We start from the raw sequence: 23,698 nt of genomic DNA, 5'->3' as shown, positions 1-23,698 counted from the left end.
GACAGGTTACTTCGCTAGAGCCCAGTCCCCGGAATTGTGCCGGTGTTACCCAGCGCCGGTGTAGCGGTTGGCCCTACTCTTGCTTGTGATGAACGGCTCCCTCGCCTCGGATGCTGCCGCCGATGGCCTCGGGCCCGGCCGGATCCAGCTGCCCGCGATGCGGGTCCTGGTGGCCCCGGACTGCTATGGCGAAAGCCTGTCGGCTGTTGAAGCCGCGGCGGTCATTGCCACCGGCTGGACCCGCTCACGGCCCAATGACTCCTTTATCGTGGCCCCACAATCCGACGGTGGTCCGGGGTTCATCGATGTGCTGCGCAGCCGGCTGGGCGGTGTCCGGAAGCTGCAGGTATCCGGGCCACTGGACACCGCGGTCAGTGCGGAGTGGGTGTTTGAGCGATCTTCGGCGACCGCCTACCTGGAATGCGCCCAAGCCTGTGGTCTCTCGTTGCTGGGTGGTCCGCCGTCGCCCGAAACCGCGTTGGCGGCCCACAGCCGCGGAGTGGGCCAGCTCATCGATGCGGCGCTGGCCGCGGGAGCGCGGCGCATCGTGGTGGGGTTGGGCGGCAGCGCGTGCACCGACGGTGGCCACGGCATGATTACCGAGCTCGGCGGCCTGGAGGCAGCCCGCGAGCGGCTGGCCGGAATAGAGCTGATTGCCGCCTCTGACGCCGAGTACCCGCTATTGGGCCCGTGGGGATCGGCAAGGGTGTTCTCGCCGCAGAAGGGTGCTGACGCCGCCACCATCAGCGTGCTGGAGGGGCGCCTGGCGACATGGGCGGTTGAGCTGGACGCGACAGCCGGACGCGCGGTCAGTGCCGAGCCGGGAGCCGGGGCCGCCGGAGGAATCGGGGCGGGGCTACTTGCACTGCGGGGTCGATGCGAGTCCGGAGCCGCGATCATCGCTGAGCTCACACATCTTGCCGACGACCTCGCCGACGCCGAGCTCATCGTCACCGGGGAGGGGCGGTTTGACGAACAATCGCTGCACGGAAAGGTGGTCGGTGAGATTGCTGCCGCGGCACGGCCGCTGGGCATTCCGGTGATCGTGCTGGCGGGACAGGTGGACCTGGACAAATCCACGATCCGCCTGGCCGGGATCATGTCCGCGTTGTCCATCGCCGACTACGCGGGTTCGGTACGCCTGGCACTGGCTGACGCGGCGAACCAGCTGATGGGATTGTCATCTGAGGTTGCCGCACGACTCGGGAATCGGGGACCTGCGGGGTACCGTTAATAGGACTGGGCTTCCCCCTGTGGCAGACCCCGGTTGGATTTCAGCCGGGCGGGCCCACCCAACGACGAAGCATGTAGGAGAAGCAATGACCGTGCAGAACGAGTCGGACGCAAAGACCCACGGCGTAATCCTGACCGAAGCTGCCGCCGCCAAGGCAAAATCCCTGCTCGACCAGGAGGGACGTGACGACCTGTCGCTGCGGATCGCGGTGCAGCCGGGCGGGTGCGCAGGCTTGCGCTACAACCTTTTCTTCGATGATCGGGCCCTCGACGGCGACTTGACCGCGGAGTTCGGTGGCGTGAACTTGACGGTGGACCGGATGAGCGCGCCCTACGTCGAAGGTGCGTCGATCGACTTCGTGGACACCATCGAGAAGCAGGGCTTCACCATCGACAACCCCAACGCCACCGGGTCCTGCGCCTGCGGGGATTCCTTTAACTGAGCAGCTAGTCGCACCTGACCGGTCCGCCGCTGCGGCCTGGTCAGTACTGCCCGGCAGTGCGCAGCACGTACGAGCACACCATGATCTGGCCACGCTGAAAGAGCAGCTGTGCGATGCCTTGTACCTGGCCCTTGGGCGGGCCACCGGTGGCCGGCGTCACCTGCATCGTGAACAGCACCTGGGCCTGATACTGCGACCAATAGACGATCTTGTCGATCGACGTCACGTCGGCCTGGGAGAACTGCTTGCGAAAGGCGTCACTGCTGAGTTTGGCCAGCGCCTGATCGGAGCGCTTGTCCTTGACCCCGTCGTAGATCCCGCACAAGGCGTTACGGACGATGACGTCAACGTCGCGGTGTTCGAGGGCGTTCAGGTAGCCCTGAATCGCGGTCTTGGCTGCGCCTTCGGACAACGTGCCGCTGCTGTTGGTCCCGTTGGTGCGAACCCCGTAGACAATCGTCGCGGTGAGCGCACCCACCAGCGCCAGCGCCAGCAAAGTGCCGATCAGCAGCCGTCTGGGACGTCGATTCCGGTATCCGCCCGGCGCCGGAGGCAGGCCTGGGTAGCTAACCGGCAGTCGCGGCGGGCCATCGGCCGGCGGAGCACCGAATGCCGGTTCGGCGCCGCCCAGGTCATGGGGGTACTCAAGGGGCTCGTTGGGCCCGTTCTCCGGGTATGGCATCGGTCCCTCCGTGCTGACGGCGGGGTTCGACGGGTGCAGACCGGCCATCGTGGTTCTCCTACGGTGGTGGACGGGACGACAGGCGGGGCTGCCGCCAGCGCGGGATTCCGGCAAAGCTGATGAGTTCCCTAGGCAGGCTAGCGCAATACTTGCCGACGGCTGTCGACGCGACGGGGCGGGCCCTGACGCCGATAATTGTGAGAGGCTAGACGACCTCGCGTGAATAGGACGGAGATTTTGTGACGATTGCGGTAACCGGTTCGATTGCGACCGACCATCTGATGCGGTTCCCAGGCCATTTTTCCGAACAGCTGCTGCCCGAGCATCTGCACAAGGTGTCACTCAGCTTCCTCGTCGACGACCTTGTCGTGCACCGCGGCGGGGTGGCCGGAAATATGGCTTTTGCCATCGGTGTGCTCGGAGGTGACGTGGCGCTGGTCGGCGCCGCAGGCGCCGACTTCGCCGATTATCGCGATTGGCTCAAAGCCCACGGCGTCAACTGCGACCATGTGCTGATCTCGCAGACCGCGCACACGGCCCGATTTACCTGCACCACCGATGTCGACATGGCGCAGATCGCGTCGTTCTACCCGGGCGCCATGTCTGAGGCGCGCAACATCAAGCTCGCCGACGTGGTATCGGCCGTCGGTACCCCGGAGCTGGTGATTGTCGGCGCCAACGACCCCGAGGCGATGTTCTTGCACACCGAGGAATGCCGCCAGCTAGGACTGGCATTCGCCGCTGACCCCTCGCAGCAGCTGGCACGGCTGTCGGGCGATGAGATCAAACGGCTCATCAACGGTGCCACCTATTTGTTCACCAACGACTACGAGTGGGACCTGCTGTTGTCCAAGACCGGCTGGTCCGAGGCCGACGTGATGGCCCAGATCGGCTTGCGAGTGACGACATTGGGCCCCAAGGGCGTGGATCTGGTGGAGCCCGACGGCACCAGCATTCACGTTGGCGTCGTCCCCGAAACCAGCCAAACCGACCCCACCGGCGTCGGTGACGCGTTCCGCGCGGGCTTCTTGACCGGCCGCAGCGCGGGTTTGAACCTGGAGCGCGCCGCGCAGTTGGGTTCGCTGGTGGCCGTTCTGGTGCTGGAATCCACCGGCACCCAGGAATGGCAGTGGGACCGCCAGGTCGCGACCGCCCGACTGGCCGAGGCCTACGGTGACGACGCCGCCAACGAGATCACTGCTGTCCTGGCTTAGCGCGGCGAGGAGCTAGAGCTCGACCGGATACTGGGGCTCGCTGATCTGTGGTGTGATGCTGCGCTCGATGAAGATCGCGTGCCACAGCATGAAGATCAGCAGGGTCCACAGCCGGCGGCTGTGATCGCTGGCGCCGGTGCGGTGCTCGTCGAGCATCCGGTTGACCGCTGCCAGGTCGATCAGGTGACCCGCCTGCGACGTGGTGACCATCGCATAGGCCCACTCCAACAGTTCGCCGGCGCGCAACCAGTGCCGGATCGGGACTGGGAACCCGAGCTTGGGTCGGTGCAGCACATGTGCCGGGACAATCGGCTCCAATGCGCGCCGTAGCGCGTACTTGGTGGTGGTGCGGGTGATTTTGGCCTGCAGCGGCAATCGGGCGGCGACGGCGAACACCTCGGGATCCAGGAATGGCACCCGCAGTTCGAGCGAATTGGCCATCGTCATCTTGTCGGCCTTCACCAGAATGTCGCCACGTAGCCAAGTGAACAGATCGATGTGCTGCATTCTGGCTACCGGGTCCCAGCCCGCTGACCCGGCGTAGACCGCAGCGGTCACATCGGTGTGTGTCCACTGCGGCCGGAATCCGGGCAGCACATCTTGCAGTTGGGCGTCGGAGAAGCTTCGGGCGTTGCCGTAGTAGCGCTCCTCGAGCGTCAGCGAGCCGCGATGGAGCAGGCTTTTTCCGCGCATACCCTCGGGCAGGGGTTTGGAGACCTTGCCCATCGACCGTCGCAGCGGCCGGGGTAGATAGTCGAAGGGTTTCAGCGAGAGCGGCTCGCGGTAGATCGTGTATCCGCCAAACAGCTCGTCGGCGCCCTCCCCGGAGAGCACCACCTTGACGTGCTTGCGGGCCTCGCGGGCCACGAAGAACAGTGGTACCAGCGCCGGGTCGGCGACCGGCTCGTCGAGATACCAGACAATTTCGGGTAACGCGGCCACAAATTCCTCCGCGCTGACCACCTTGGCGATGTGGCGGGCGCCGATGGCTTCGGCCGAGGCCACCGCCACGTCGAGCTCGGAAAAACCCTCGCGTTCGAAGCCGGTGGTAAAGGTGATCAGCCGCGGATTGTGCCGGATGGCCAGCGCCGCGATGGCCGTGGAGTCGATCCCGCCTGACAGAAACGAACCGACAGTGACGTCGGCGCGCATGTGTTTGGCCACCGAGTCCTCTAGCACCGCGGTGATCTCGTCGTAGCGCGCCCGCTCGGTGGCGCTGGTGATCGGTGTGGCGGCAAACCGCGGCACAAAGTAACGGGTGACCACGGGGTTGCACCCGGGCCGGATGCGCGCGTAGCAGCCCGATTCGAGCCGTCGGACTCCGCGATGCAGTGTCTCGGGTTCGGGGACGTACTGCAGGACTGTGTAGTGCTGTAGCGCCCGGTGGTCGATTTCAGTGTCGAATCCCACCAAGTCGACCAGGTCCAGTAGACACTTCTTCTCACTAGCCACCGCGGTGCCGCCCGGTCCGGTCGCCATGAACAGCGGTTTGATGCCGAACGGATCGCGGGCACAGAACAGTTCGCGGGTGACCGTGTCCCACAGCGCGAAGGCGAACATGCCGCGGAGTCGCCCCAGCACGTCGGCACCCCAATGGTGGTAACCGGCGACGATGGCCTCACCATCACCATCGGTGGCGAAGGTGGCGCCGTGCTCGGCACGCAGTTCCTCGCGTAGTTCGAGGTAGTTGTAGATCTCGCCGTTGAACACCAAGACATAGCGGTCAGGAGCTTCGGGTGGCCCCCATCGCAGCGGTTGGTGCGAATGCTCGATGTCGATGATGGACAACCGGTTGAACCCGAACACCACCGAACCGTCGGCATCGGGGTCTGCCCAGGTGCCGGGCTCGTCGGGGCCGCGGTGGCGCATCAGGTGCGACGCGCCCGCGATTGCGCTGTCGGCTCGCGCGGCCAGCGCGGCTTGGTCGGCCTGGGCGAGTTGAGTATCGGTGCCTTGCGTCTCGGCAGCGCCGGCCGGGGCCGCAACGAAGGCCAGCAGTCCACACACGGCGCCCCAGTATGCCGCAATTGGCGAAGCTTGTGGGGGTCGAGCCCGGCGGGTCGCCATCTGCGGGTGGCGGGCCCGGATGGTTGCCGCCCATTCACGGTGCCCGACGCGCACCCACGCGGGCGGTCTCGCGTGGAATCCTCGCCCGGCCACCGGTGCCGCGCGCCGGGGCCGGTCGCGTCGGCCCCTCGCCGCGCCCATGCGCGTCCACCGTGGCAAACACAGGTTTCGACCCGGTTGGAGCGCAGCGCGCCGGACGAGTTTTGGCCCGCATCGTCGCCCGCGCGAGCGGCGTGGTCTACGCTGCGTAGTATTCGAATCCGAGTGAGCCGACGAATTCCGCCAGACGCGGCGTCCAGCGCCGGTCGGCCCAGCTTGTGATACAGGAGGCGCAACGTGACACCTCGCGAGCCAGGTCGTTCGCAAAGCTTGTCGCCGTGCAATTCTCAGAGCAATTCCCTTGGTCGCAGCGGTGCCGCGCGGCGGATCGGTCGGCTAGCGGGGCTGGCCGGCGCGCTGGGTTTGCTGGCCGTCACCCTGAGCGGTTGCAGCTGGTCTGAAGCGCTGGCCCTGGGCTGGCCTGAGGGCATCACACCGGAGGCACACGTCAACCGGGAGCTGTGGATCGGCGCGGTGATCGCCTCCCTGGTGGTCGGTGTCATTGTGTGGGGCCTGATCTTCTGGTCGGCCACCTTCCACCGGAAGAAGAAGACCGACACCGACTTCCCGCGCCAGTTCGGCTACAACATGCCGCTGGAGCTGGTCCTCACGGTCACGCCGTTCCTCATCATCTCGGTGCTGTTTTACTTCACCGTTGTGGTGCAGGAAAAGATGCTGCACCTGGCCGATGACCCAGAGGTTGTTGTCGACGTCACGGCGTTCCAGTGGAACTGGAAGTTCGGCTACCAAAAGGTCGACTTCCACGACCACACCCTGACCTACGACGGTGCCGATGAGGCGCGTAAGCGTGCCATGGAATCCAAGCCGGAAGGCAAGGACGAGCACGGCGAGGAACTGGTCGGGCCGGTGGCCGGACGTAACACCGAGGACCGCACCTACCTGAACTTCGACAAGGTCGAAACGCTGGGAACCACGTCCGAGATTCCGGTTCTGGTGTTGCCCGCCGGCAAGCGGATCGAATTCCAGCTCAACTCGGCCGACGTGATCCACGCTTTCTGGGTGCCGGAATTCCTGTTCAAGCGCGACGTGATGCCCAACCCGGCCGCCAATAACTCGGTCAACAGGTTCCAGGTCGAGCAGATCACTAAGACCGGAGCGTTCGTCGGGCACTGCGCCGAAATGTGTGGCACCTACCACTCGATGATGAACTTCGAAGTTCGCGTGGTGGCGGCTAACGATTTCAAGGCCTACTTGCAGCAGCGTATTGCCGGAAAGACCAATGCCGAGGCGCTGCAGGCGATCAACCAGCCACCGCTGGCGATTACCACCCACCCGTTCGAGACCCGGCGCGGCCAACAGGCCCCGATGCCCGTAGGTTAGGACACTCAATGCACATTGAAGCCAGGCTGTTTGAGTTCGTTGCCGCGTTCTTCGTCGTCACGGCGATGCTGTACGGTGTCGTGACCTCCATATTCGCTACCGGTGGGGTCGAGTGGGCCGGCACCACGGCGCTGGCGCTGACCGGTGGTATGGCCTTGATCGTGGCCACCTTCTTCCGCTTCGTGGCTCGCCGGCTCGATACCCGGCCTGAGGACTACGAAGGCGCTGAAATCAGCGATGGGGCAGGGGAATTGGGTTTCTTCAGCCCGCACAGCTGGTGGCCGATCATGGTGGCTTTGTCCGGTTCGGTGGCCGCGACCGGCATCGCATTGTGGCTTCCGTGGCTGATCGTAGCCGGCGTGGTGTTCATCCTGGGATCGGCGGCCGGTCTGGTCTTCGAGTACTACGTGGGTCCTGAGAAGCACTGATTCGAGCCGGGAAGGTCACAATCAGAGCATCAGTTGATCAGTGGCCAGTTAGCCAAGACTTCTGTGAGCTACCCGGTTGGGTAGGGTTTTGATGCACAGTGAGAATGCACCGAGCGGGCTTGCACAGATGCAGCTGCGGAGCACCGCGCTTTGGTGAGTCAGTTTGGACAGGGTAGGCAAACATGAGCGGGCCGAATCCGCCGGGATGGGAACCTGACGAACCCGACCCAGCTGGCGATTCCAGCGCTGAACTGGAACCCTTTGGCGACACCGACGATGAGCCAGACGACGCTCTTGCAGGCGGCGAACTCGAACCCGTCAGCGAGAGCGGCCAGATTGAGCCGGTAGACCCCGCGCAGGAATCGGAAGCGTATTCACGGGCCTATTCGGCGCCGGAGTCCGAGCAATTCATCAGCGGGGCCTACCTGCCGGCAGATCTCAGTCTTTACGACTATGACGGCTACGACGACTCGCTCGACGAAGAGGATGAGCCAAGCACGCCACGCTGGCCCTGGGTGGTTGGGGTGGCGGCCATAATGGCCGCCATAGCACTGGTGGCATCGGTGTCGCTGCTGGTGACGCGCACCGATTCCACGAAGCTCGCCAATCCCGCAACCACGTCATCGGTACCGCCGGTACAGGACGAAATCACGACGACCAAGCTGCCGCCCCCTCCGCCTCCGCCTCCTCCGCCGCCACCGCCTAGTACCGAGATTCCGACAGCGACGGAGACGCAGACAGTGACGGTGACACCTCCACCCCCGCCGCCTCCGCCTCCGCCTCCGGAGACCTCTACGGCGCCGCCACCGGCGGCTACTACTCCGACGACACCGGCGGCTGCGCCGCCACCCACCACGACGACTCCTGCGGGGCCGCGGCAAGTTACCTATTCGGTGACCGGTACCAAGGCACCCGGCGACATCATTTCGGTGACTTATGTGGACGCTTCAGGCCGGCGAAGGACCCAGCACAACGTGTATATCCCCTGGTCGATGACCGTCACTCCGATTTCGCAGTCCGATGTGGGCTCTGTGGAGGCCTCCAGCCTGTTCCGGGTGAGCAGGCTCAACTGCTCGATCACCACCAGTGACGGGACGGTGCTGTCGTCCAACAGCAACGACGCACCGCAGACGAGCTGCTGATGCTCGGTAAATACTCCGCGTACCGGCGTGGACCGGAAGGCGTTGTCGCTCCCGAAGTCGTCGACCGAATTCTCATCGGGGCGTGTGCGGCGGTCTGGCTGGCGCTGGTGGGCGTAGGTGTGGCCGCCGTGGTCGCGTTGGCCGATCTTGGCCGGGGCGTACAGAAGATATCGAAGGACTCGCACAGCAGTTGGGTGTTGTACACGGTCATCGTCGTCTCGGCATTGATCATCGTCGGGGCGGTCCCGATGCTGTTGCGGGCGCGACGGATGGCCGAGACTGGACCGCTGGTCACCTCGGTGCCATTGCGTAGAACGGGCGGGCAGCCGTTGCGGACGGCCAACGCCACGATGCGAGCCGCCGACCGTAGCGCGCGTCGGGATCACGCAAATGGGCGCTCGGAGGGCACCCAGTGGTCTAGCGAGGCGGTGGACCGCGTTTGGTTGCGTGGCACCGTGGCCCTGGTCGGCACGATAGGGATTGCTTTGATTACCGTTGGCGCAGCGACCAATCTGATGGCGGTCGGTCACGACGGTGCGTCCTGGGTCGCCTACGGGCTGACTGGGATCGTGACCGCAGGAATGCCGGCGATCGAGTGGTTCTACGTTCGCCAGTTGCGTCGCGTCTCGGTCAAATAGATCTCGGCCGGATAGGTCTCGGTCAGGCACCAGCCGGCGACTGCCCCGGCGTTCGCCCCTATGGCTGTCGTGGTTCAGACGCCTGAGATGCCTCGGATGCCGGGTGGGGGAGGGGAGAGGTGTTGGCTATCTCGACCGGTGCTGGTGTAGCGCAGTCGGGGACCGGCTGAGGGCACGAATTCCCCACGGACGAGCGATGGTTGGCGGATGGCCTACTCGCGGTCCGGGCCAGCGAGTGCCGGTGGCCATGATGGGGTCATTGGGTTCAATCGGTTCTGTGGGTTTATTGGGAAACCCACTTTGGCGCCGCCCCAACGGCCACCTAGCGCGACGCCATAGAACCAAGTAGCAGGGCCCAAAGACGCCAATAGCCCGGCTCCCGAAAGCGGGTCGAGGTGACTCCGCTTGGGGAACCGGGCCTGGCCAGTGGTTGCTACCCGTCGAGGCTAGTGATCGCCCTCGCCGTTGGAGGTCTCGTTGAGGCTGTCCTGGTATTCGCGCAACGCTGTCAGAGCACGGTTTTCGGCGGCGTGACCCGCCTCGCGCAGTGCCGCGTCCTCCGATGCCGGATCGGCGGTCAGGAAGCTACCGCTACCCGGCGATCCCGCCGAGCCCAGCTTGTTCATTCGCTTGGGCAATGGAGCGCCCTGGTAGTCCAGCGGAAGCGGATGACCATGCTCGTCGACCGGACCGAGCGGCTGGTGCAGTTCGATGTAGGCACCGTGCGGCAGCCGCTTGATGATGCCGGTCTCAATACCGTGCTCGAGCACCGCACGGTCGCTGCGCTGCAGTCCGATAGACCACCGGTAGCTGATGAAGTAGACGAACGGCGGAAGAATCACCATGCCGATACGTCCGATCCACGTCGTTGCGTTCAACGAGATGTGGAACTTCAGCGCGATGATGTCGTTCATCGCCGCCAGCGTGAGCAGCATGTAGAACGAGATCGCCATCGCTCCGACTGCAGTACGAACCGGAGCGTCACGCGGCCGCTGCAGCAGGTTGTGGTGCGCGTAGTCGCCGGTAAACCGCTTCTCCAGGAAGGGGTAGACGATCAGGAGCATGAAAATGAGACCCATGATCAGAGCGACCCACACCGGTGCCGGAATGGTGTGGTGCCAGAAGTAGAACTCCCATGGCGGCCAGATACGGGCCAGGCCTTCGGTCCACATCATGTAGAAGTCGGGCTGCGACCCTGCCGAGACGTGGGCCGGCTTGTAGGGGCCCAGATTCCAGATCGGGTTGATCTGCAGCAGACCGCCCATCAAACCCAGCACACCGGTGATGGCCGCGAAGAACGCACCAGACTTGACCGCGAACACGGGCATCACTCGGACACCGACGACGTTGTGCTCGGTGCGGCCCGGGCCGGGGAACTGGGTGTGCTTCTGGAACCACACCAAGGCCATGTGCATCCCGATCAGCGCCAGGATGATTCCCGGCAGCAACAGGATGTGCAGGGAGTACATGCGCGGGATGATGTAGCCCGCCGCGGTGCAGTCGTCGCCCACACCACCGCAGGGGAAATCGCCGCCGAACAACGCCCAGTGCAGCCAGGTGCCGATCACCGGCATCCCCAGCGTGATCGAGGAGAGCGCGGCCCGCAAACCGATGCCGGACAGCAAGTCGTCAGGCAGTGAGTAGCCGAAGTATCCCTCGAACATGGCCAGGATCAGCAGCAACGAACCGATGATCCAGTTGGCCTCACGTGGCCGCCGGAATGCGCCCGTGAAGAAAATACGTGCCAAGTGCACCATGATCGCCGCGGCGAACATCAGTGCCGCCCAGTGGTGTACCTGGCGGACGAACAAGCCGCCACGCACCTCGAAGGAGATGTCGAGTGCCGACGCGTAAGCCTTCGACATCTCCACGCCGCGCAACGGCTGGTAGACGCCGTTGTAGGTGACGTCCATCATGGACGGATCGAAGAACAGCGTCAGGTACACGCCGGTGATCAGCAGCACGATGAAGCTGTACAACGCGACCTCGCCGAGCAGGAACGACCAGTGCGTCGGGAAGACCTTGTTGAACTGTCTGCGCAGCGCTGCCGCGGGGTGATACCGCGTATCAATGTCCTCGGCCTGGCGGGCTAGAACATCACCGATCTTCGGCGGACTGAGTTTCGGGCTCATGATGTTGTGCGCTCCCAGAATGCCGGTCCAACGGGTTCGATGAAGTCGCCGTTGGCGACCAAATATCCCTCGGTGTCGATTGTGATAGGCAACTGCGCCAGCGCACGCGCGGCCGGGCCGAATATCGGCTTGGCGAAATGCAGCGCGTCGAACTGGGATTGGTGACACGGGCACAGAATTCGGTAGGACTGCTGCTCATACAGCGAAGACGGGCAGCCCAGGTGAGAGCAGACCTTGGTGAAGGCGAAGAGTTCTCCGAAGTTGAAGCTTTCTTGGCCTTGGCGCTTCACCACGCGGTGCATGTCGGTGGGCTTGATCCGAATCAGCATCACGGGGTTGCGGACGCCCATTGAGATCCGCTGCAGCTTTTCGTGGGATTCCACGGTGGTGCCGTCGCCGTCGGACTCCCGCCAGGGAAACACCGTCTCCATCCCGCCGGCGTCCAAGTCCTCGGGGCGCAACTTGGTGTACGGAGGCCCGTCACCGAGTCCGGTGGCTCGCGCCAGATAGATCGTCTCGCCGTGGAAACGCGGGGTCCAGCCCGAGATCCACAGCACGGCCGTCTTGCCGTCAGCGGTGGGGGCCACCGGCTTCCACGGGTTCTTGATGAGGCCGCCGGCAAACGCAACCAAGGTGCCGAGCCCGAACGCGCCCAGACCCACGCCCAACGAAGCGCCGACCATCTTGCGCCGTCCGATCGTGGAGGCTTCGAAGGCGTCGGCGAGGTTGGCCACCACCGTCTTGCGGTCTACCTCGCGGGAGGCGCCGTCATGGCGATCTTGGATGGTGATCTCTTCGGGGATAAAGTGTTTCTGGAAAAGCACCGCGCCGATCGCGATCGCCAGTACGGACATCCCGAAGGTCAACCCGTACAGCGGGGTGGCAAGGGAGTAGAGCAGGTTGCCCTTGTCTCCGCTCGGCTTATACTCCCACGGCCAGAAGAGGAAGACCAGCAGCAGCGCCAGGCCGAAGAACCCACCCAGCAAAAGCCAGAGGGCCACGCCGCGCTCCGCGCGCTTCTCCGCCTTGGTGCCCTCTACCGGCCAGCGAGGTTCCTTGTGGGCGATGCGCACGCCGTCGATGCTGCCGCCCAGCTCCAGCAGTTCTTGCTGGGACATTTCGGCCAGCGCGGCCTCGTCGGGCTCGCGCGAGACGCCGGTTTCTGTTGAGCCGTCGCTCATGATCGCGCCCCAATCCACAGTGCCAGCCCAATGGCGGCGACCATACCGATGATCCATATCGCCATGCCCTCAGGTGCGGGACCGAATCCACCGAGTCCGTAGCCGCCGGGCTGCCGCTCCTCGGCGGCGTTGCGAACGTAGGCGATGATGTCCTTCTTCGCGTCGAATGACAGCTGACGGTCGGAGAACTTCGGCATGTTCTGCGGACCCGTCAGCATCGCGGTGAGGATCTGCTGCTCGTTGGCGGGCCCCAGATCCGGAGCGAACTTGCCGGAGGACAGCGCCCCGCCCTTGCCCGTGAAGTTGTGGCAGGAGGTGCAGTTGAGGCGGAATAGATCACCGCCGCGGCCCAGATCATCTCCGCGCAGCGACTTCATCGCAAGGCTGCCGTCGGGGTTGCGCACCACGGTGGGGCCACCGCCGTTGGCTTGCACGAACGCGCCAAGAGCGTCGGTCTGTGCCTCATCGAAAATTGGCTCTTTGCGCTGTGCCTGCGCTTCGCCGCGCATGGCTGGCATCCGGCCCGTCGATACCTGGAAGTAGACGGCCGCCTCGCCGACTCCGATCAAGCTGGGGCCGTGGTCGGGCACGCCTTGCAGGTTGGCGCCGTGGCAAGACACACATGAGGTGTCGAACAACTGCTTGCCGGTGCGAAGCAGTGCGGCGGAAGACTCGTCGGCGACGGCTACCTGCGGGGCGGGTGTGAGTACGGCCGCCACGCCGCCAGCGATGGTCAGGGCTATCAACAGCAGCAGCCCACCCGATAACCGGCGATGAAGACGCCGTCGTGCGCGACTAGTTCGCTGTTCTGATCGGTGACTACGCGGGCCGCGCAGCGCCCCGACGAGTCGCCGGGCAACCGGCTCACTGCCACCGGATCGGGTGAATCCCAGTTTCTTCAACTGAGCTCTCCTGTTCGTTTCCTGATCGTGCCTGTTTGGGGGCTGCCAGCTGCTATCGAATGAAATAGATCACGGTGAACAGCGCGATCCACACGATGTCGACGAAGTGCCAGTAGTAGGAGACGACGATGCTGGCGGTTGCCTGGGCCGGGGTGAACTTACTCATCCCGGTCCGCACCAGCAGGAATATGAACGCGATCAGACCGCCCGTGACGTGTAGCCCGTGGAAGCCAGTGGCCAGATAGAATACGCTTCCGTAGGCGCTGCCGGGGATGGTCGTCCCATGAGTCACCAGGTGGTAGTACTCGTAGCCCTGGCCCAGGACAAAGAACAGACCCATCAGGAAGGTGATCACGTACCAGCGGCGTAGCCCAAACACGTCGCCGCGCTCGGCCGCGAACACCCCCATCTGGCAGGTGAACGACGACGCGATTAGCACCAACGTCACCGGCACGGCCTGATAGAGATTCAGCTCCGTGGGCGGTGGCGGCCACTTCCCGCCGGCTTGCGAGCGCGCGGTAAAGTACATAGCGAACAACCCAGCAAAGAACATCAGCTCGCTGGAAAGCCACACTATGGTGCCGACACTGACCATGTTTGGTCGGTTCAGCGAATGCACGCGCGACGTGATGGCAGTACCCGAGGTCCCTACAGCACTCGTCACATCCGCAAGTATGACGCTTTGTAGTTGTCGAACTCTACCCGGGGCTGAAATTCGCTTCCGCGAGTCGCGTCGGCGCTGCGTTTGCGCCGGTCGCGGCCAACCGGTGGGCGGGCGATAGGAGGTAGTCGGACGCATGGGACTATCGGGCGCGTGGTGCTGTCATCCGAAGCTTCATCCGCGGCCGACCACTCGGCGGCCGCACCCATACCGACGTCCTCGTGGCCGCGGCTGCTCGGCCGGCTAACGGAGGGCAAGCATTTGGAGCCGGGTCAGGCGGGCTGGGCCATGGAGCAGATCATGAGCGGCAACGCGCGGCCCGCCCAGGTCGCCGCTTTCGCCGTCGCCATGAACATGAAGATGAAGGTTCCCACCGCGGGCGAGGTCGGTGAGCTGGCCGACGTGATGCTCGCCTACGCGCGTCCGATGCCGGCCGACTTGATCCGCGACGACACCGTCGACATCGTCGGCACCGGTGGCGACGGGGTCAACACGGTGAACCTGTCCACTATGGCGTCCATCGTGGTCGCCGCCGCGGGTGTGCCGGTGGTCAAGCATGGCAACCGAGCCGCCTCGTCGTTGGCCGGCGGCGCGGACACCCTGGAGGCCCTTGGGGTGCGCATAGACCTGGGGCCCGACCAGGTCGCGCGCAGCCTCAACGAGATCGGGATCGGGTTCTGTTTCGCGCCGCAGTTTCATCCGTCCTATCGGCAAGCATCGGTGGTACGTCGTGAAATCGGGGTACCCACCGTGTTCAATCTCCTTGGCCCGCTGACTAATCCGGCGCGGCCGCGGGCCGGATTGATTGGCTGTGCTTTCGCCGATGTCGCCGAGATCATGGCCGGTGTGTTCGCCACGCGTGGGTCCAGTGTGCTGGTGGTGCATGGCGACGACGGGCTCGACGAGCTGACTACGACTACGACGAGCACGATCTGGCGTGTCCAGGCGGGAACGGTCGACAAGTTGACTTTCGACCCGGGAGATTTCGGGTTCGCGCGTGCTGAACTGAGCCAGCTACTCGGCGGAGACCCGCAGGCCAACGCGGCCGAGGCGCGCGCTGTCTTGGGCGGTGCAGCCGGGCCTGTCCGGGACGCGGTGGTGCTCAATGCGGCTGGTGCGATCGTTGCTCATGCCGGGCTATCCAGCCGCGCTGAATGGCTCCCCGCCTGGCAGGACGGGCTGCAACGCGCCGCGGTGGCTATCGACAGCGGTGCGGCCGAGCAACTGCTCGCGCGATGGGTGCGCTTCAGCCAGCACGTCTGATTGCCGGCCGCCATCCGGGCGACCACGCGGATCTCCTTGGCTAACCTGCTCTGCGGCCAGCCGCGCCGAACGCGCCGCAGCCGCCCATGCCGCCCACGGTCCGGCTGATCTCAGCGGTGAAGTCCAGCCGGCGGACTCCGCACGGTCGGCAGTGTGCTCAGCGCCGGTGACTCGCACGATCCGCACTCCCGGGGTCGCCAGCCAGCGGGCAATCAGCGCGGTCTCTTCTACCAGCGCGCCGCCGAGTGGCGCCGGTGCCGGCAAGATCGTTTGCGCTCCGGCGTGGAGGGCGTCGACCACCGGCATCGGCGGTGTCCCACGTCGGGAATTACCGGCGGCTGCGAGCTGGCCGTGGCGGATCACCGCGAACTGGTAGCCGCCGCAGCCATCGGGAGCGGCCGCGACCAGCTCGGGCAGGGCTACCAGCGCGCGCAGCCGTTGGCCACGCCAGAGCACTTCGACAGCTGTGGCGATGTGGTCGCGCAGCCGTGCCGCGCTCTCATAGCGGTGCCGCTCGGCCAGGTCGCTGACTTGGTGCACGGCCGCGGTCAGTGCGGTGTTATCCACTCCCTCGATCAAGTCGGCCGCACGCTTGGCCGCGTCGGCGTACCCCTCGGCGGTGACGTTGCGCGCGGCGGGGCAGGCCGACACCTCCAACTCTGGGCAAGCCGGACCATGCAGTGCCGAGCGGGCCAGCCGCTTGGTGCAGGTTCTGACACCGGTGAAGCGCGCTAGCAGGGCCGCCGTTTCTGTCGCGTCGGTGCGCGACCGAAACGGGCCGACAACGCGGTCATGCCGGGGAGCACGAACTACCGATAGGCGGGGAAACGCCTCGTCGGTGAGCGTCACCCACCACCAACGGTGCGGGAACCTCGATCGACGGTTGTACGGCGGTGCATGCGCGGCAAGCATCCGCAGTTCACGGACCCCGGCCTCGAGGGCATGTGCGCACTCGACATGGTCGACGGCGCCGGCCAGGGCGACCATCTCCTTCATCCGGCCCCGAGAATCGGCGCCGTTGAAGTACTGACTGACCCGGCGGCGCAAGTCGACCGCGGTGCCCACATAGAGGACTTCGCCCGATGGCCCTCGGAACAGATAGATCCCCGGGCGGTGCGGCAGCCCGTCGGCGAGCACTCGCTTGCGACGCTGTGCCGGCGTCACGCCCGGTAGGTATGCACGCAGCTCGGCGTAGGAATGCACGCCCTGGTTGCCCACCCGCTCAATCAGGGCATGCAACACCTCGACAGTGGCGCGCGCGTCGTCGAGGGCGCGGTGTGTGGGTTGGGTGGCGACGGAAAACAAGCGCGCCAAAGCGGCCAACCGCACGCTGGGTGCTTCTTCGCGGCTGAGCACTCGGCGAGCCAGCCGGACCGTGCACAGCACCTTCGATCCCGGCCACGCGATGTCGCAGCGCCCTGCGGCCGCCCGCAGGAACCCGATATCGAACCCGGCGTTGTGGGCGACCAGGACGGAGTTGCCAACGAACTCGAAGAACATCGGCAGGACGGAGTCGATCGTCGGGGCATCACACAGCATGGCCGTGGTGATTCCGGTCAATCGCACGATCTGGGGTGGGATGCTGCGTTGCGGGTCGACCAGGGTCGCGAATTCGCCCAGGATCACGCCACCACGTACCTTGACGGCCCCGATCTCGGTGATGGCGTCCGGCGGCGATGCTTCAGTGCCCGTCGCTCGTCCGCCGGTGGTCTCCAGGTCCACGACCACGAAGGTGGTTTCGCGCAGCGACACGTCGTCTGCCTGGGCGGCCGCCGGGTCAGTGAGGTCGGTGTCCGGTAAGGCGATGTCCGCAAAGGCGGCCGGATCGAGCCCGGTGAGACTCAGCTGAGTTCCACCCGTCACACCCATGGCCGTGACGTTAGGCACTCGCACCGACATTCGCCGGTTCCCACCCGGCGCGCGCAGACACTCGCACCGGCTGTCAGGGAGTGCTGCCGGATCTCGGCAGGACCAGATCTGTCGGTGGCGCCGGTTAGCGTTCGGCTCAGTTGACAGTGAGCGCAAGACACTACCGAGAGGACCGACCCCAAATGGCACACACCAGCGGAACCGATAGCAAAAGCGGTGCGGGGGCCGAACCGGGCGATCCGGTGGTGATTGATTGTGATGACTGCGCGGTCCGCGGGCCCGCGTGCCGCGACTGTGTAGTCAGCGTCTTGCTCGGGGTCCCCGACGAGTTGATGTACGACGAACGCGTGGCGCTGGAAGCCCTCGCGGATGCCGGGCTGGCGCCAAGGTTACGGCTGGTCCCAATCCGCCGTAACCGAGCGACTGGCGTCGCGTAGAAGTTATGTATGGTGGTGATCACGCAAAGACGCGCTCCCACATGAAAACTACAGAAATCTTGCTATTTTCTTAACTCTCCCGTTTGGACAAACGCCGATATCATTTCGTAACCTATTTGAGATCTAAACCGGCTCGACGGCACATCGCCGATGGCAGTTTAAGGAAGCAAAATCTTGAGGCTCGACTGTAGGCAATTGACTGCGCGCGTTATCCGGCGGTCCGCCATCGGTTCGTTAGCGAGCTTCACCGCGTTGTCCGGCTTCGTCGCCGCGGGTGCGATGGCGGACCCGGCTGAGGACGCGCTGGCAAAGCTAAACGAGCTATCTCGGCAGGCGGAACAAACCACCGAAGCGATGCACAGCGCAGAGCTCGACTTGGGCGCGAAGCTGGCGGCTCAGCAGGCCGCTGAAAACAAGCTCACTGACGACCAGGCCGCGCTGGACGCTGCCAAGGGGCAGCTGGCCTCGTTCCAGACCGCGGTCAACAAGGTCGCGGCGGCCGCTTACATGGGTGGTCGCGCCAACGGTATGGACACGATTCTGACGGCTCCGTCCCCGCAGCTGCTGATCGACGGCCTGTCGATGCAGCGCGTGATGGCGCACCAGATGGCCACCCAGATGTCGGGTTTCCGGACCGCCAGGGAGCAGGCCGCCGAGGCTGAGCAGGCCTCCGAGAAGTCGGCCGCCGATGCCAAGTCCGCCGCCGAACAAGCTGCGGCCGTGCGGGCAAATCTGCAGCACAAGCAGAGCCAGCTGCAGGTCCAGATCGCGGTCGTCAAGTCGCAGTACCTGGCATTGACTCCGGACCAGCGCACCGCGCTCGCCGATCCAGGACAGGTTGCCGCCGGATTGCCAGGTGCCCCCGGGCCGGCGCCGGAGGGCACACCGCCAGGTGGACCGCCGCCAGCGGGCGCACCGGTGCCGGGTGAGGCCCCGCCGCCCGGTGGAGTGTCCGCGATGCCGTTCACGCCGCCAGACGGTGCCGGCGGCGACCGCGCGGCCGTGGTGCAGGCGGCGCTAACCCAAGTTGGGACGCCCTACGCGTGGGGCGGTGCCGCTCCAGGTGGGTTCGACTGCTCCGGGTTGGTCATGTGGGCCTTCCAGCAAGCCGGCATCGCGCTACCTCACTCCAGCCAGGCGCTGGCCCATGGAGGTCAACCGGTATCGCTGTCGGACCTGCAGCCAGGCGACGTCCTGACCTTCTACTCGGACGCGTCACATGCCGGCATCTACATCGGTGACGGACTGATGGTCCATTCGTCCACCTACGGTGTACCGGTGCGGGTGGTGCCGATGAATTCCTCGGGACCGATCTACGACGCGCGCCGCTACTGACGGCTCTGCCACGGTGCTGCGGCATCGATCCCGATGGTTTTCGATTGCGCTGGCGTGCATATTTGTCATCGAGTTGGTAACGGCTGCCGCCGTAACGCGTCATCCGGATAGTGCGCCACAGCGGTCACTAGCGTCTGCTGAGGATCCTGGCCCGCCGCCGGTTGTCATCGGAGATCGGACCGTGCGGCTGATCAACCTCGGCGGCGCGAACTCCGACCTACTGTTGTCGCGCGTCGGGGCGGACATCCACGCCGCGGTCAATGCGGTAGTGGCCTTCTGGGGCACCGACTGGGCCCGCGAAATCTCGGTGGTGGCCGCCGGTTCAGACGAACAATTCCGAACGGCGGCGGGCGGCGGTACGGCGTCCCAATGGGCTGACATCGCGGCGGTGACTGTGGCCGAGCGCTTCGATCCTGGCAGCCGGGCGGTGGCTGGCCAACGAATTGTGTTCGCACCAGGCGCGGTCAAGATGAGCGCCACGGCACTGCGAATAGTGCTGACCCACGAGCTTTTTCACTACGCGGCCCGCGTTGACACGGCACTTGACGCGCCGCGGTGGTTGACCGAGGGGGTGGCCGATTTCGTCGCGCGGCCGACCACTTCCCGGCCGGCTGAGGCCCCACCCGCAGCTCTGCCGTCAGACGACGACCTCGACATTCCCGGGCCGGCGCGCTCGCGAGCGTATGACCGAGCATGGTGGTTTACCCGATTTGTGGCCGACACCTATGGCACGACCAAGTTGCGCGACCTCTACCTGGCCGCCTGCGGTCCAGGGCATTCGGACTTGCCGCGAGCCGCGCTCGAGGTGCTCGGCACGGATGCTGCCGGGCTGCTCGCCGGCTGGCAGCAATGGATGAGCGTCTCGTCCTGATTCGAGCACGATCCAACGCGTGGCAAAGACCGCTGGATAGTCCACATCGTGGCCAGGCTAGATTGGCCCTGATGAGTCGGGTCCTGCTGGTAACTAACGACTTTCCGCCCCGTCGCGGCGGCATCCAGTCATATCTGAGCGAGTTCGTCGGTCGCCTCGTTGAGGCCGGGTCGCATTCCATAACGGTCTATGCACCGCAATGGAAGGGTGCGCAGGGGTATGACGACGTGGCCCGGGCCGCGGGCTATCGGGTGGTACGCCATCCCAGCACGCTGATGCTGCCCGTTCCGACAGTCGACAGCCGGATGCGCCGGCTGATCGCCCAGCACGACATCGACACTGTGTGGTTCGGTGCGGCCGCACCGTTGGCTCTGCTGGCGCCGCGTGCGAGGCAGGCTGGTGCGACCCGGGTGCTGGCCGGCACGCATGGTCACGAGGTGGGTTGGTCGATGCTTCCCGTCGCGCGGTCGGTACTGCGTCGAATCGGGGACACCACCGACATTGTGACCTTCGTCAGTCGCTACACGCGCTCGCGATTCGCGCCGGCCTTCGGGCCCGCGGCTTCATTGGAATACTTGCCGCCCGGAGTCGACACCGACCGGTTTCGGCCGGACCCGGCCGCCCGCGCCGAACTTCGCAAGCGCTACCAGCTGGGGGAGCGGCCCACCGTGGTGTGTGTGTCGCGGCTGGTGCCGCGCAAGGGCCAGGACACCCTGATCAAGGCGCTACCCGCGATCCGCCGGAGGGTCGACGGGGCGGCGCTGGTAATCGTCGGAGGCGGCCCCTACCTGGAGACGTTGCGCAAGCTGGCGCGGGACTGCGAGGTGGATGAGCATGTGACGTTCACCGGCGGCGTGCCGGGCGAGGAGCTGCCGACCCATCACGCGATGGCCGACGTGTTCGCGATGCCGTGCCGCACTCGGGGCTCTGGTATGGACGTTGAGGGCTTGGGCATCGTCTTTCTCGAGGCGTCCGCCAGCGGCGTGCCGGTCATTGCGGGTGAATCTGGTGGAGCGCCGGAAACGGTGCAGCACAACAAGACCGGGCTGGTGGTTGACGGCAACTCGGTGGACAAGGTCGCCGGCGCGGTCATCGAGGTGTTGGCCGATCGCGACCGGGCGGCCCGGATGGGTGACGCCGGCCGGCAGTGGGTGACGTCTCAGTGGCGCTGGGACACGTTGGCGGCCCGACTCGCCACGCTTCTGCGCGGCGACGATGCCGGCCGGTGAGGCCGGAGGAGGAGTCGGGCGATCCGCTCATGCGCGCCGCCGGCGGAGCCGCCGGCGGCGCGTTGGACTAATCCTTGGTGTAGATCGCCTCGATCTCGACGGAGAACTTTTCGGCCACCACGTTGCGCTTCACCTTCATCGTTGGCGTCAACTCGCCGGTGTCCTCGGTGAAATCGACGTGCAGAATTCGGAATTTGCGGATCGATTCGGCGTGGGACACCGCCAAGTTGGTCTCCTTGACGGCCGCATCCACCTCCGCAACCAGGTCGGGGTCCTCGGCCAGGTCGCGCACCGCCGCATGGTCGGCCTTGCTGTTGCGTTGCTTCCAACCGCCGAACGCCTCGGGATCGATGGTGATCAATGCGCCGATGAACGGCTTGGCGTCCCCGACCACCATCGCCTGGCTGATCAGCGGGTGCGCCCGTAGCTGATCCTCTAGCACCGCGGGGGCGACGTTCGTACCGCCCGCGGTGACGATGAGCTCCTTCTTGCGGCCGGTGATGCTCAGGATGCCGTCGTCGTCAATTGCGCCGAGGTCGCCGGTCCGGAACCAGCCGTCGGTGAATGCCTCGTCGGTGGCCTGTTCGTTGCGCCAGTAGCCGCTGAACACCACGCCGCCGCGTACCAATAACTCGCCGTCGTCGGCGATTCGCAAACTGTTGCCGGGCACCAGTTTTCCGACCGTCCCGATCTTGATAGCGTCAATCTGGTTGATCGTGACTGCCGCGCTGGTCTCGGTCAGCCCGTAGCCCTCGTAGATGGTTAGGCCGACCCCGCGATAGAAGTGACCAAGTCGCGCGCCCAGCGGTGCCCCACCGGAGACCGCCGCGTGGCAGTCGCCGCCAAGAGCCGCGCGCAACTTGTGGTACGCGAGCCGGTCGAACAGCGCATGCTTGGCGCGCAACAGCAACCCCGGGCGGCCGTCATCGACGGCTCGACTCCAATCGACCGCCGTCTGCGCGGCGAGTTTGAAGATCGCCCCCTTGCCGTCGTTGGCGGCGTTCTGTTCCGCGGTGTTGTAGACCTTCTCGAAGACCCGCGGCACCGAAACCACAATTGTGGGTTTGAACACCGCAAACAGTGGCAGCAGATTCTTGATGTCGCTGGTGAATCCGACGGTCACCTTGCTGGCGAAGGCCGACAAGGCAAGTGCCCGGGCCAGCACGTGGGCCAGCGGCAGGAAGACCAGCAACCGCTGCCCGGGGCACACCAGCGTGGGTAGGGACTCCTGCGTGCCGCGAATCTCGTGAAGCAGGTTGGAGTGGGTGAGTTGGCAGCCCTTCGGCCGCCCGGTGGTGCCTGAGGTGTAGATCAGGGTTGCCGGATCCGAGGAGCGCAGCGCATCGAGTCGCGCCGTCAGCTCGGCCCGGTCAACCGACCCACCCTCCTCGGCGAGCTGCTCGAGCGCCCTGGGACCCGAACCGTTGATAACCAGGACGCGGCGCAGGGCGGGCAGGTCACCGGCCAGCTCGGCGATCATTGCGGCATGCGCGTCGGTCTAGGCGAACGCCAGCACGGCTTCTGAATTCTGCAGCACCCAGCGCACCTGCTCGGCAGACGATGTCTCGTAGATGGGCACGGTGACAGCGCCCACCGCCAGGATCGCCAGATCCAGGATCGCCCACTCGTAGCAAGTGGCCGAGAAGATGGACACCCGGTCACCGGCCTGGACTCCGAGTGCGATCAAACCCAATGCTGCAGAACGAACGTGCCGGGCCGCCTCGGCGCAGGTGATATCGGTCCAGATACCGTCGATCTGGCGCTGATAGATGATGTGGTCGGGATCATCGCGCTCGTGCTCGAAAACCATGGCCGCGACGTTGTCGCGCTCGTCGACGGAAAAACGGGCGGGGACACTGTAGTGACGCACTTCGTTTCGACCTCGCTACACCTGTTGTGGCGTTGATTGCCATTTTGCGGGCGGACTGCCTGCTCACAGCCTAATCGCAGCATTCGCGCAGCATGGAGGCGCCTGGTTGGCGCCCGGTTCGGATTCTCACTGCGATTGCCCGCGCGCGGGTTCCGCACCTGCGGGGTGGTGCCAGCCCCCCTCAGGTGGGTGTGTGAAGCTGTGGCCATGAACAGCATCCAGATCGCGGATGAGACGTATATCGCCGCGGATGGCGCACGGGTCGGAGCCGCGGTCGCGGATCGATCAAGCTGGAGCCGGTGGTGGCCCGATCTGTGGCTGCAGGTCACCGAGGACCGCGCCGACAAGGGAATCAGGTGGGCGGTTACCGGGGCCTTGACCGGCACGATGGAGATCTGGCTCGAGCCGTCGTTGGACGGGGTCGTGCTGCACTATTTCCTGCATGCTGAACCCACTAGAGTGACGGCTTGGGAGTTGGCCCGGATGAAGCTGGCGAAAATGACGCATCAGCGCCGGGTGGCGGGCAAGAAGATGGCGTTCGAGGTGAAAACGACGTTGGAGCAGACACGCCCGATCGGAGTTTCTCCGGTAATTTAGCCGGGTCAAGGTAGCGCTTCGGGGAGTACCGTTTCTGCCGGAAGGCCGTGTCCCCGGGAAAAAA

At 65.4% G+C, this 23,698-nt stretch carries 19 protein-coding genes and 2 pseudogenes; 13 read left to right on the top strand and 8 right to left on the bottom strand.

Annotation, left to right across the window (positions count from 1 at the left end; translation table 11 throughout):
* The first annotated feature begins 157 nt into the window (after positions 1-157).
* Positions 158-1,234 carry a glycerate kinase family protein gene (locus tag G6N41_RS20870; RefSeq protein ID WP_117422774.1) on the top strand — a complete coding sequence of 359 codons (1,077 nt, stop codon included), beginning with the start codon at positions 158-160 and terminating at the stop codon, positions 1,232-1,234.
* A gap of 85 nt (positions 1,235-1,319) precedes the next feature.
* Positions 1,320-1,676 (top strand): HesB/IscA family protein, encoded by a 357-nt coding sequence (locus G6N41_RS20865; protein ID WP_198965547.1) that lies wholly within the window; start codon positions 1,320-1,322, stop codon positions 1,674-1,676.
* Between the two features lie 40 nt (positions 1,677-1,716).
* On the opposite strand, the gene G6N41_RS20860 is transcribed toward G6N41_RS20865, so the two are convergent.
* Entirely contained in the window at positions 1,717-2,406 is a 690-nt protein-coding gene (locus G6N41_RS20860; protein ID WP_198965546.1) for an Rv0361 family membrane protein, read from the bottom strand.
* Between the two features lie 191 nt (positions 2,407-2,597).
* Between G6N41_RS20860 and G6N41_RS20855 the strand changes: the two genes are divergently transcribed.
* Positions 2,598-3,572: a carbohydrate kinase family protein gene (locus G6N41_RS20855; RefSeq protein WP_012394904.1), complete on the top strand. Its 975-nt coding sequence runs from the start codon at positions 2,598-2,600 to the stop codon at positions 3,570-3,572.
* Positions 3,573-3,584: 12 nt separating this feature from the next.
* Here G6N41_RS20855 and asnB read toward each other — a convergent pair whose 3' ends face one another.
* A complete protein-coding gene (gene asnB / locus G6N41_RS20850; RefSeq protein WP_198965545.1) occupies positions 3,585-5,579 on the bottom strand; it encodes an asparagine synthase (glutamine-hydrolyzing) in 1,995 nt (664 codons plus the stop codon).
* 396 nt (positions 5,580-5,975) lie between these two features.
* Here asnB and ctaC point away from each other — a divergent pair, with 396 nt between their 5' ends.
* The 4 genes from ctaC to G6N41_RS20830 all read left to right on the top strand — a co-directional run bounded on the left by ctaC (position 5,976) and on the right by G6N41_RS20830 (position 9,287).
* The gene (gene ctaC / locus G6N41_RS20845) at positions 5,976-7,079 is read left to right on the top strand and encodes an aa3-type cytochrome oxidase subunit II (RefSeq protein WP_198965544.1); all 1,104 of its coding nucleotides are present in this window, start codon (positions 5,976-5,978) and stop codon (positions 7,077-7,079) included.
* Between the two features lie 8 nt (positions 7,080-7,087).
* Positions 7,088-7,507: a cytochrome c oxidase subunit 4 gene (locus G6N41_RS20840; RefSeq protein ID WP_198965543.1), complete on the top strand. Its 420-nt coding sequence runs from the start codon at positions 7,088-7,090 to the stop codon at positions 7,505-7,507.
* Positions 7,508-7,689: 182 nt separating this feature from the next.
* Complete coding sequence (locus G6N41_RS20835) at positions 7,690-8,649, top strand: MmpS family transport accessory protein (RefSeq protein ID WP_198965542.1); 960 nt, start codon at positions 7,690-7,692, stop codon at positions 8,647-8,649.
* Complete coding sequence (locus G6N41_RS20830) at positions 8,649-9,287, top strand: DUF2561 family protein (RefSeq protein WP_198965541.1); 639 nt, start codon at positions 8,649-8,651, stop codon at positions 9,285-9,287. The genes G6N41_RS20835 and G6N41_RS20830 overlap by 1 nt, the downstream gene beginning before the upstream one ends.
* Before the next feature lie 446 nt (positions 9,288-9,733).
* Here the strand turns inward: G6N41_RS20830 and qcrB are convergent, their stop codons facing one another.
* The 4 genes from qcrB to ctaE form a co-directional block, all read right to left on the bottom strand.
* On the bottom strand, positions 9,734-11,419 hold the full coding sequence (qcrB, locus tag G6N41_RS20825; protein ID WP_198965540.1) for a cytochrome bc1 complex cytochrome b subunit: 1,686 nt from the start codon (positions 11,417-11,419) through the stop codon (positions 9,734-9,736).
* Positions 11,416-12,600, bottom strand: a complete 1,185-nt coding sequence (gene qcrA / locus G6N41_RS20820; protein ID WP_198965539.1) for a cytochrome bc1 complex Rieske iron-sulfur subunit — start codon at positions 12,598-12,600, stop codon at positions 11,416-11,418. The genes qcrB and qcrA overlap by 4 nt, the downstream gene beginning before the upstream one ends.
* Complete coding sequence (gene qcrC, locus G6N41_RS20815) at positions 12,597-13,436, bottom strand: cytochrome bc1 complex diheme cytochrome c subunit (RefSeq protein ID WP_036427271.1); 840 nt, start codon at positions 13,434-13,436, stop codon at positions 12,597-12,599. The genes qcrA and qcrC overlap by 4 nt, the downstream gene beginning before the upstream one ends.
* Positions 13,437-13,554: 118 nt before the next feature.
* Entirely contained in the window at positions 13,555-14,166 is a 612-nt protein-coding gene (ctaE, locus tag G6N41_RS20810; protein ID WP_011741302.1) for an aa3-type cytochrome oxidase subunit III, read from the bottom strand.
* Between the two features lie 150 nt (positions 14,167-14,316).
* Here ctaE and trpD point away from each other — a divergent pair, with 150 nt between their 5' ends.
* Complete coding sequence (trpD, locus tag G6N41_RS20805) at positions 14,317-15,426, top strand: anthranilate phosphoribosyltransferase (RefSeq protein WP_407663656.1); 1,110 nt, start codon at positions 14,317-14,319, stop codon at positions 15,424-15,426.
* Here trpD and G6N41_RS20800 read toward each other — a convergent pair.
* Positions 15,364-17,295, bottom strand: a pseudogene (locus tag G6N41_RS20800) (DEDD exonuclease domain-containing protein); the annotation flags it as partial. The gene trpD and the pseudogene G6N41_RS20800 sit on opposite strands and share 63 nt — an antisense overlap.
* Positions 17,296-17,477: 182 nt before the next feature.
* Between G6N41_RS20800 and G6N41_RS20795 the strand changes: the two are divergent.
* The 4 genes from G6N41_RS20795 (at position 17,478) to pimB (ending at position 21,167) form a co-directional block, all read left to right on the top strand.
* Positions 17,478-17,732, top strand: a complete 255-nt coding sequence (locus G6N41_RS20795; protein WP_012394895.1) for a hypothetical protein — start codon at positions 17,478-17,480, stop codon at positions 17,730-17,732.
* Between the two features lie 174 nt (positions 17,733-17,906).
* Positions 17,907-19,067: a peptidoglycan hydrolase RipC gene (gene ripC / locus G6N41_RS20790; RefSeq protein WP_198965538.1), complete on the top strand. Its 1,161-nt coding sequence runs from the start codon at positions 17,907-17,909 to the stop codon at positions 19,065-19,067.
* Positions 19,068-19,125: 58 nt separating this feature from the next.
* Positions 19,126-19,938 (top strand): hypothetical protein, encoded by an 813-nt coding sequence (locus G6N41_RS20785; RefSeq protein WP_036455959.1) that lies wholly within the window; start codon positions 19,126-19,128, stop codon positions 19,936-19,938.
* A 71-nt stretch (positions 19,939-20,009) separates the two neighbouring features.
* Positions 20,010-21,167 carry a GDP-mannose-dependent alpha-(1-6)-phosphatidylinositol monomannoside mannosyltransferase gene (gene pimB, locus G6N41_RS20780; protein ID WP_198965537.1) on the top strand — a complete coding sequence of 386 codons (1,158 nt, stop codon included), beginning with the start codon at positions 20,010-20,012 and terminating at the stop codon, positions 21,165-21,167.
* A 67-nt stretch (positions 21,168-21,234) separates the two neighbouring features.
* Here the strand turns inward: pimB and G6N41_RS20775 are convergent.
* Positions 21,235-23,037 (bottom strand): annotated as a pseudogene (locus tag G6N41_RS20775) (AMP-dependent synthetase/ligase).
* Between the two features lie 207 nt (positions 23,038-23,244).
* Between G6N41_RS20775 and G6N41_RS20770 the strand changes: the two are divergent.
* Positions 23,245-23,634: a polyketide cyclase / dehydrase and lipid transport gene (locus tag G6N41_RS20770; RefSeq protein ID WP_198965536.1), complete on the top strand. Its 390-nt coding sequence runs from the start codon at positions 23,245-23,247 to the stop codon at positions 23,632-23,634.
* Positions 23,635-23,698 lie beyond the last annotated feature (64 nt).

Origin of the sequence: Mycobacterium shottsii, assembly GCF_010728525.1 — a bacterium.
GTDB lineage: Bacteria > Actinomycetota > Actinomycetes > Mycobacteriales > Mycobacteriaceae > Mycobacterium > Mycobacterium marinum.
The sequence above is the reverse complement of the archived record's forward strand: the minus strand, read 5'-3'. Positions and strand labels throughout refer to the sequence as shown.

Excerpts from the sequence above, each read along its gene's own strand:
- G6N41_RS20870 (WP_117422774.1), top strand. The coding sequence starts at position 158 with ATGCGGGTCCTGGTGGCCCCGGACTGCTATGGCGAAAGCCTGTCGGCT.
- pimB (WP_198965537.1), top strand. The coding sequence starts at position 20,010 with ATGAGTCGGGTCCTGCTGGTAACTAACGACTTTCCGCCCCGTCGCGGC.
- G6N41_RS20865 (WP_198965547.1), top strand. The coding sequence starts at position 1,320 with ATGACCGTGCAGAACGAGTCGGACGCAAAGACCCACGGCGTAATCCTG.
- qcrB (WP_198965540.1), bottom strand. The coding sequence starts at position 11,419 with ATGAGCCCGAAACTCAGTCCGCCGAAGATCGGTGATGTTCTAGCCCGC.
- qcrA (WP_198965539.1), bottom strand. The coding sequence starts at position 12,600 with ATGAGCGACGGCTCAACAGAAACCGGCGTCTCGCGCGAGCCCGACGAG.
- G6N41_RS20840 (WP_198965543.1), top strand. The coding sequence starts at position 7,088 with ATGCACATTGAAGCCAGGCTGTTTGAGTTCGTTGCCGCGTTCTTCGTC.
- G6N41_RS20830 (WP_198965541.1), top strand. The coding sequence starts at position 8,649 with ATGCTCGGTAAATACTCCGCGTACCGGCGTGGACCGGAAGGCGTTGTC.
- G6N41_RS20770 (WP_198965536.1), top strand. The coding sequence starts at position 23,245 with ATGAACAGCATCCAGATCGCGGATGAGACGTATATCGCCGCGGATGGC.
- G6N41_RS20835 (WP_198965542.1), top strand. The coding sequence starts at position 7,690 with ATGAGCGGGCCGAATCCGCCGGGATGGGAACCTGACGAACCCGACCCA.
- G6N41_RS20860 (WP_198965546.1), bottom strand. The coding sequence starts at position 2,406 with ATGGCCGGTCTGCACCCGTCGAACCCCGCCGTCAGCACGGAGGGACCG.
- G6N41_RS20795 (WP_012394895.1), top strand. The coding sequence starts at position 17,478 with ATGGCACACACCAGCGGAACCGATAGCAAAAGCGGTGCGGGGGCCGAA.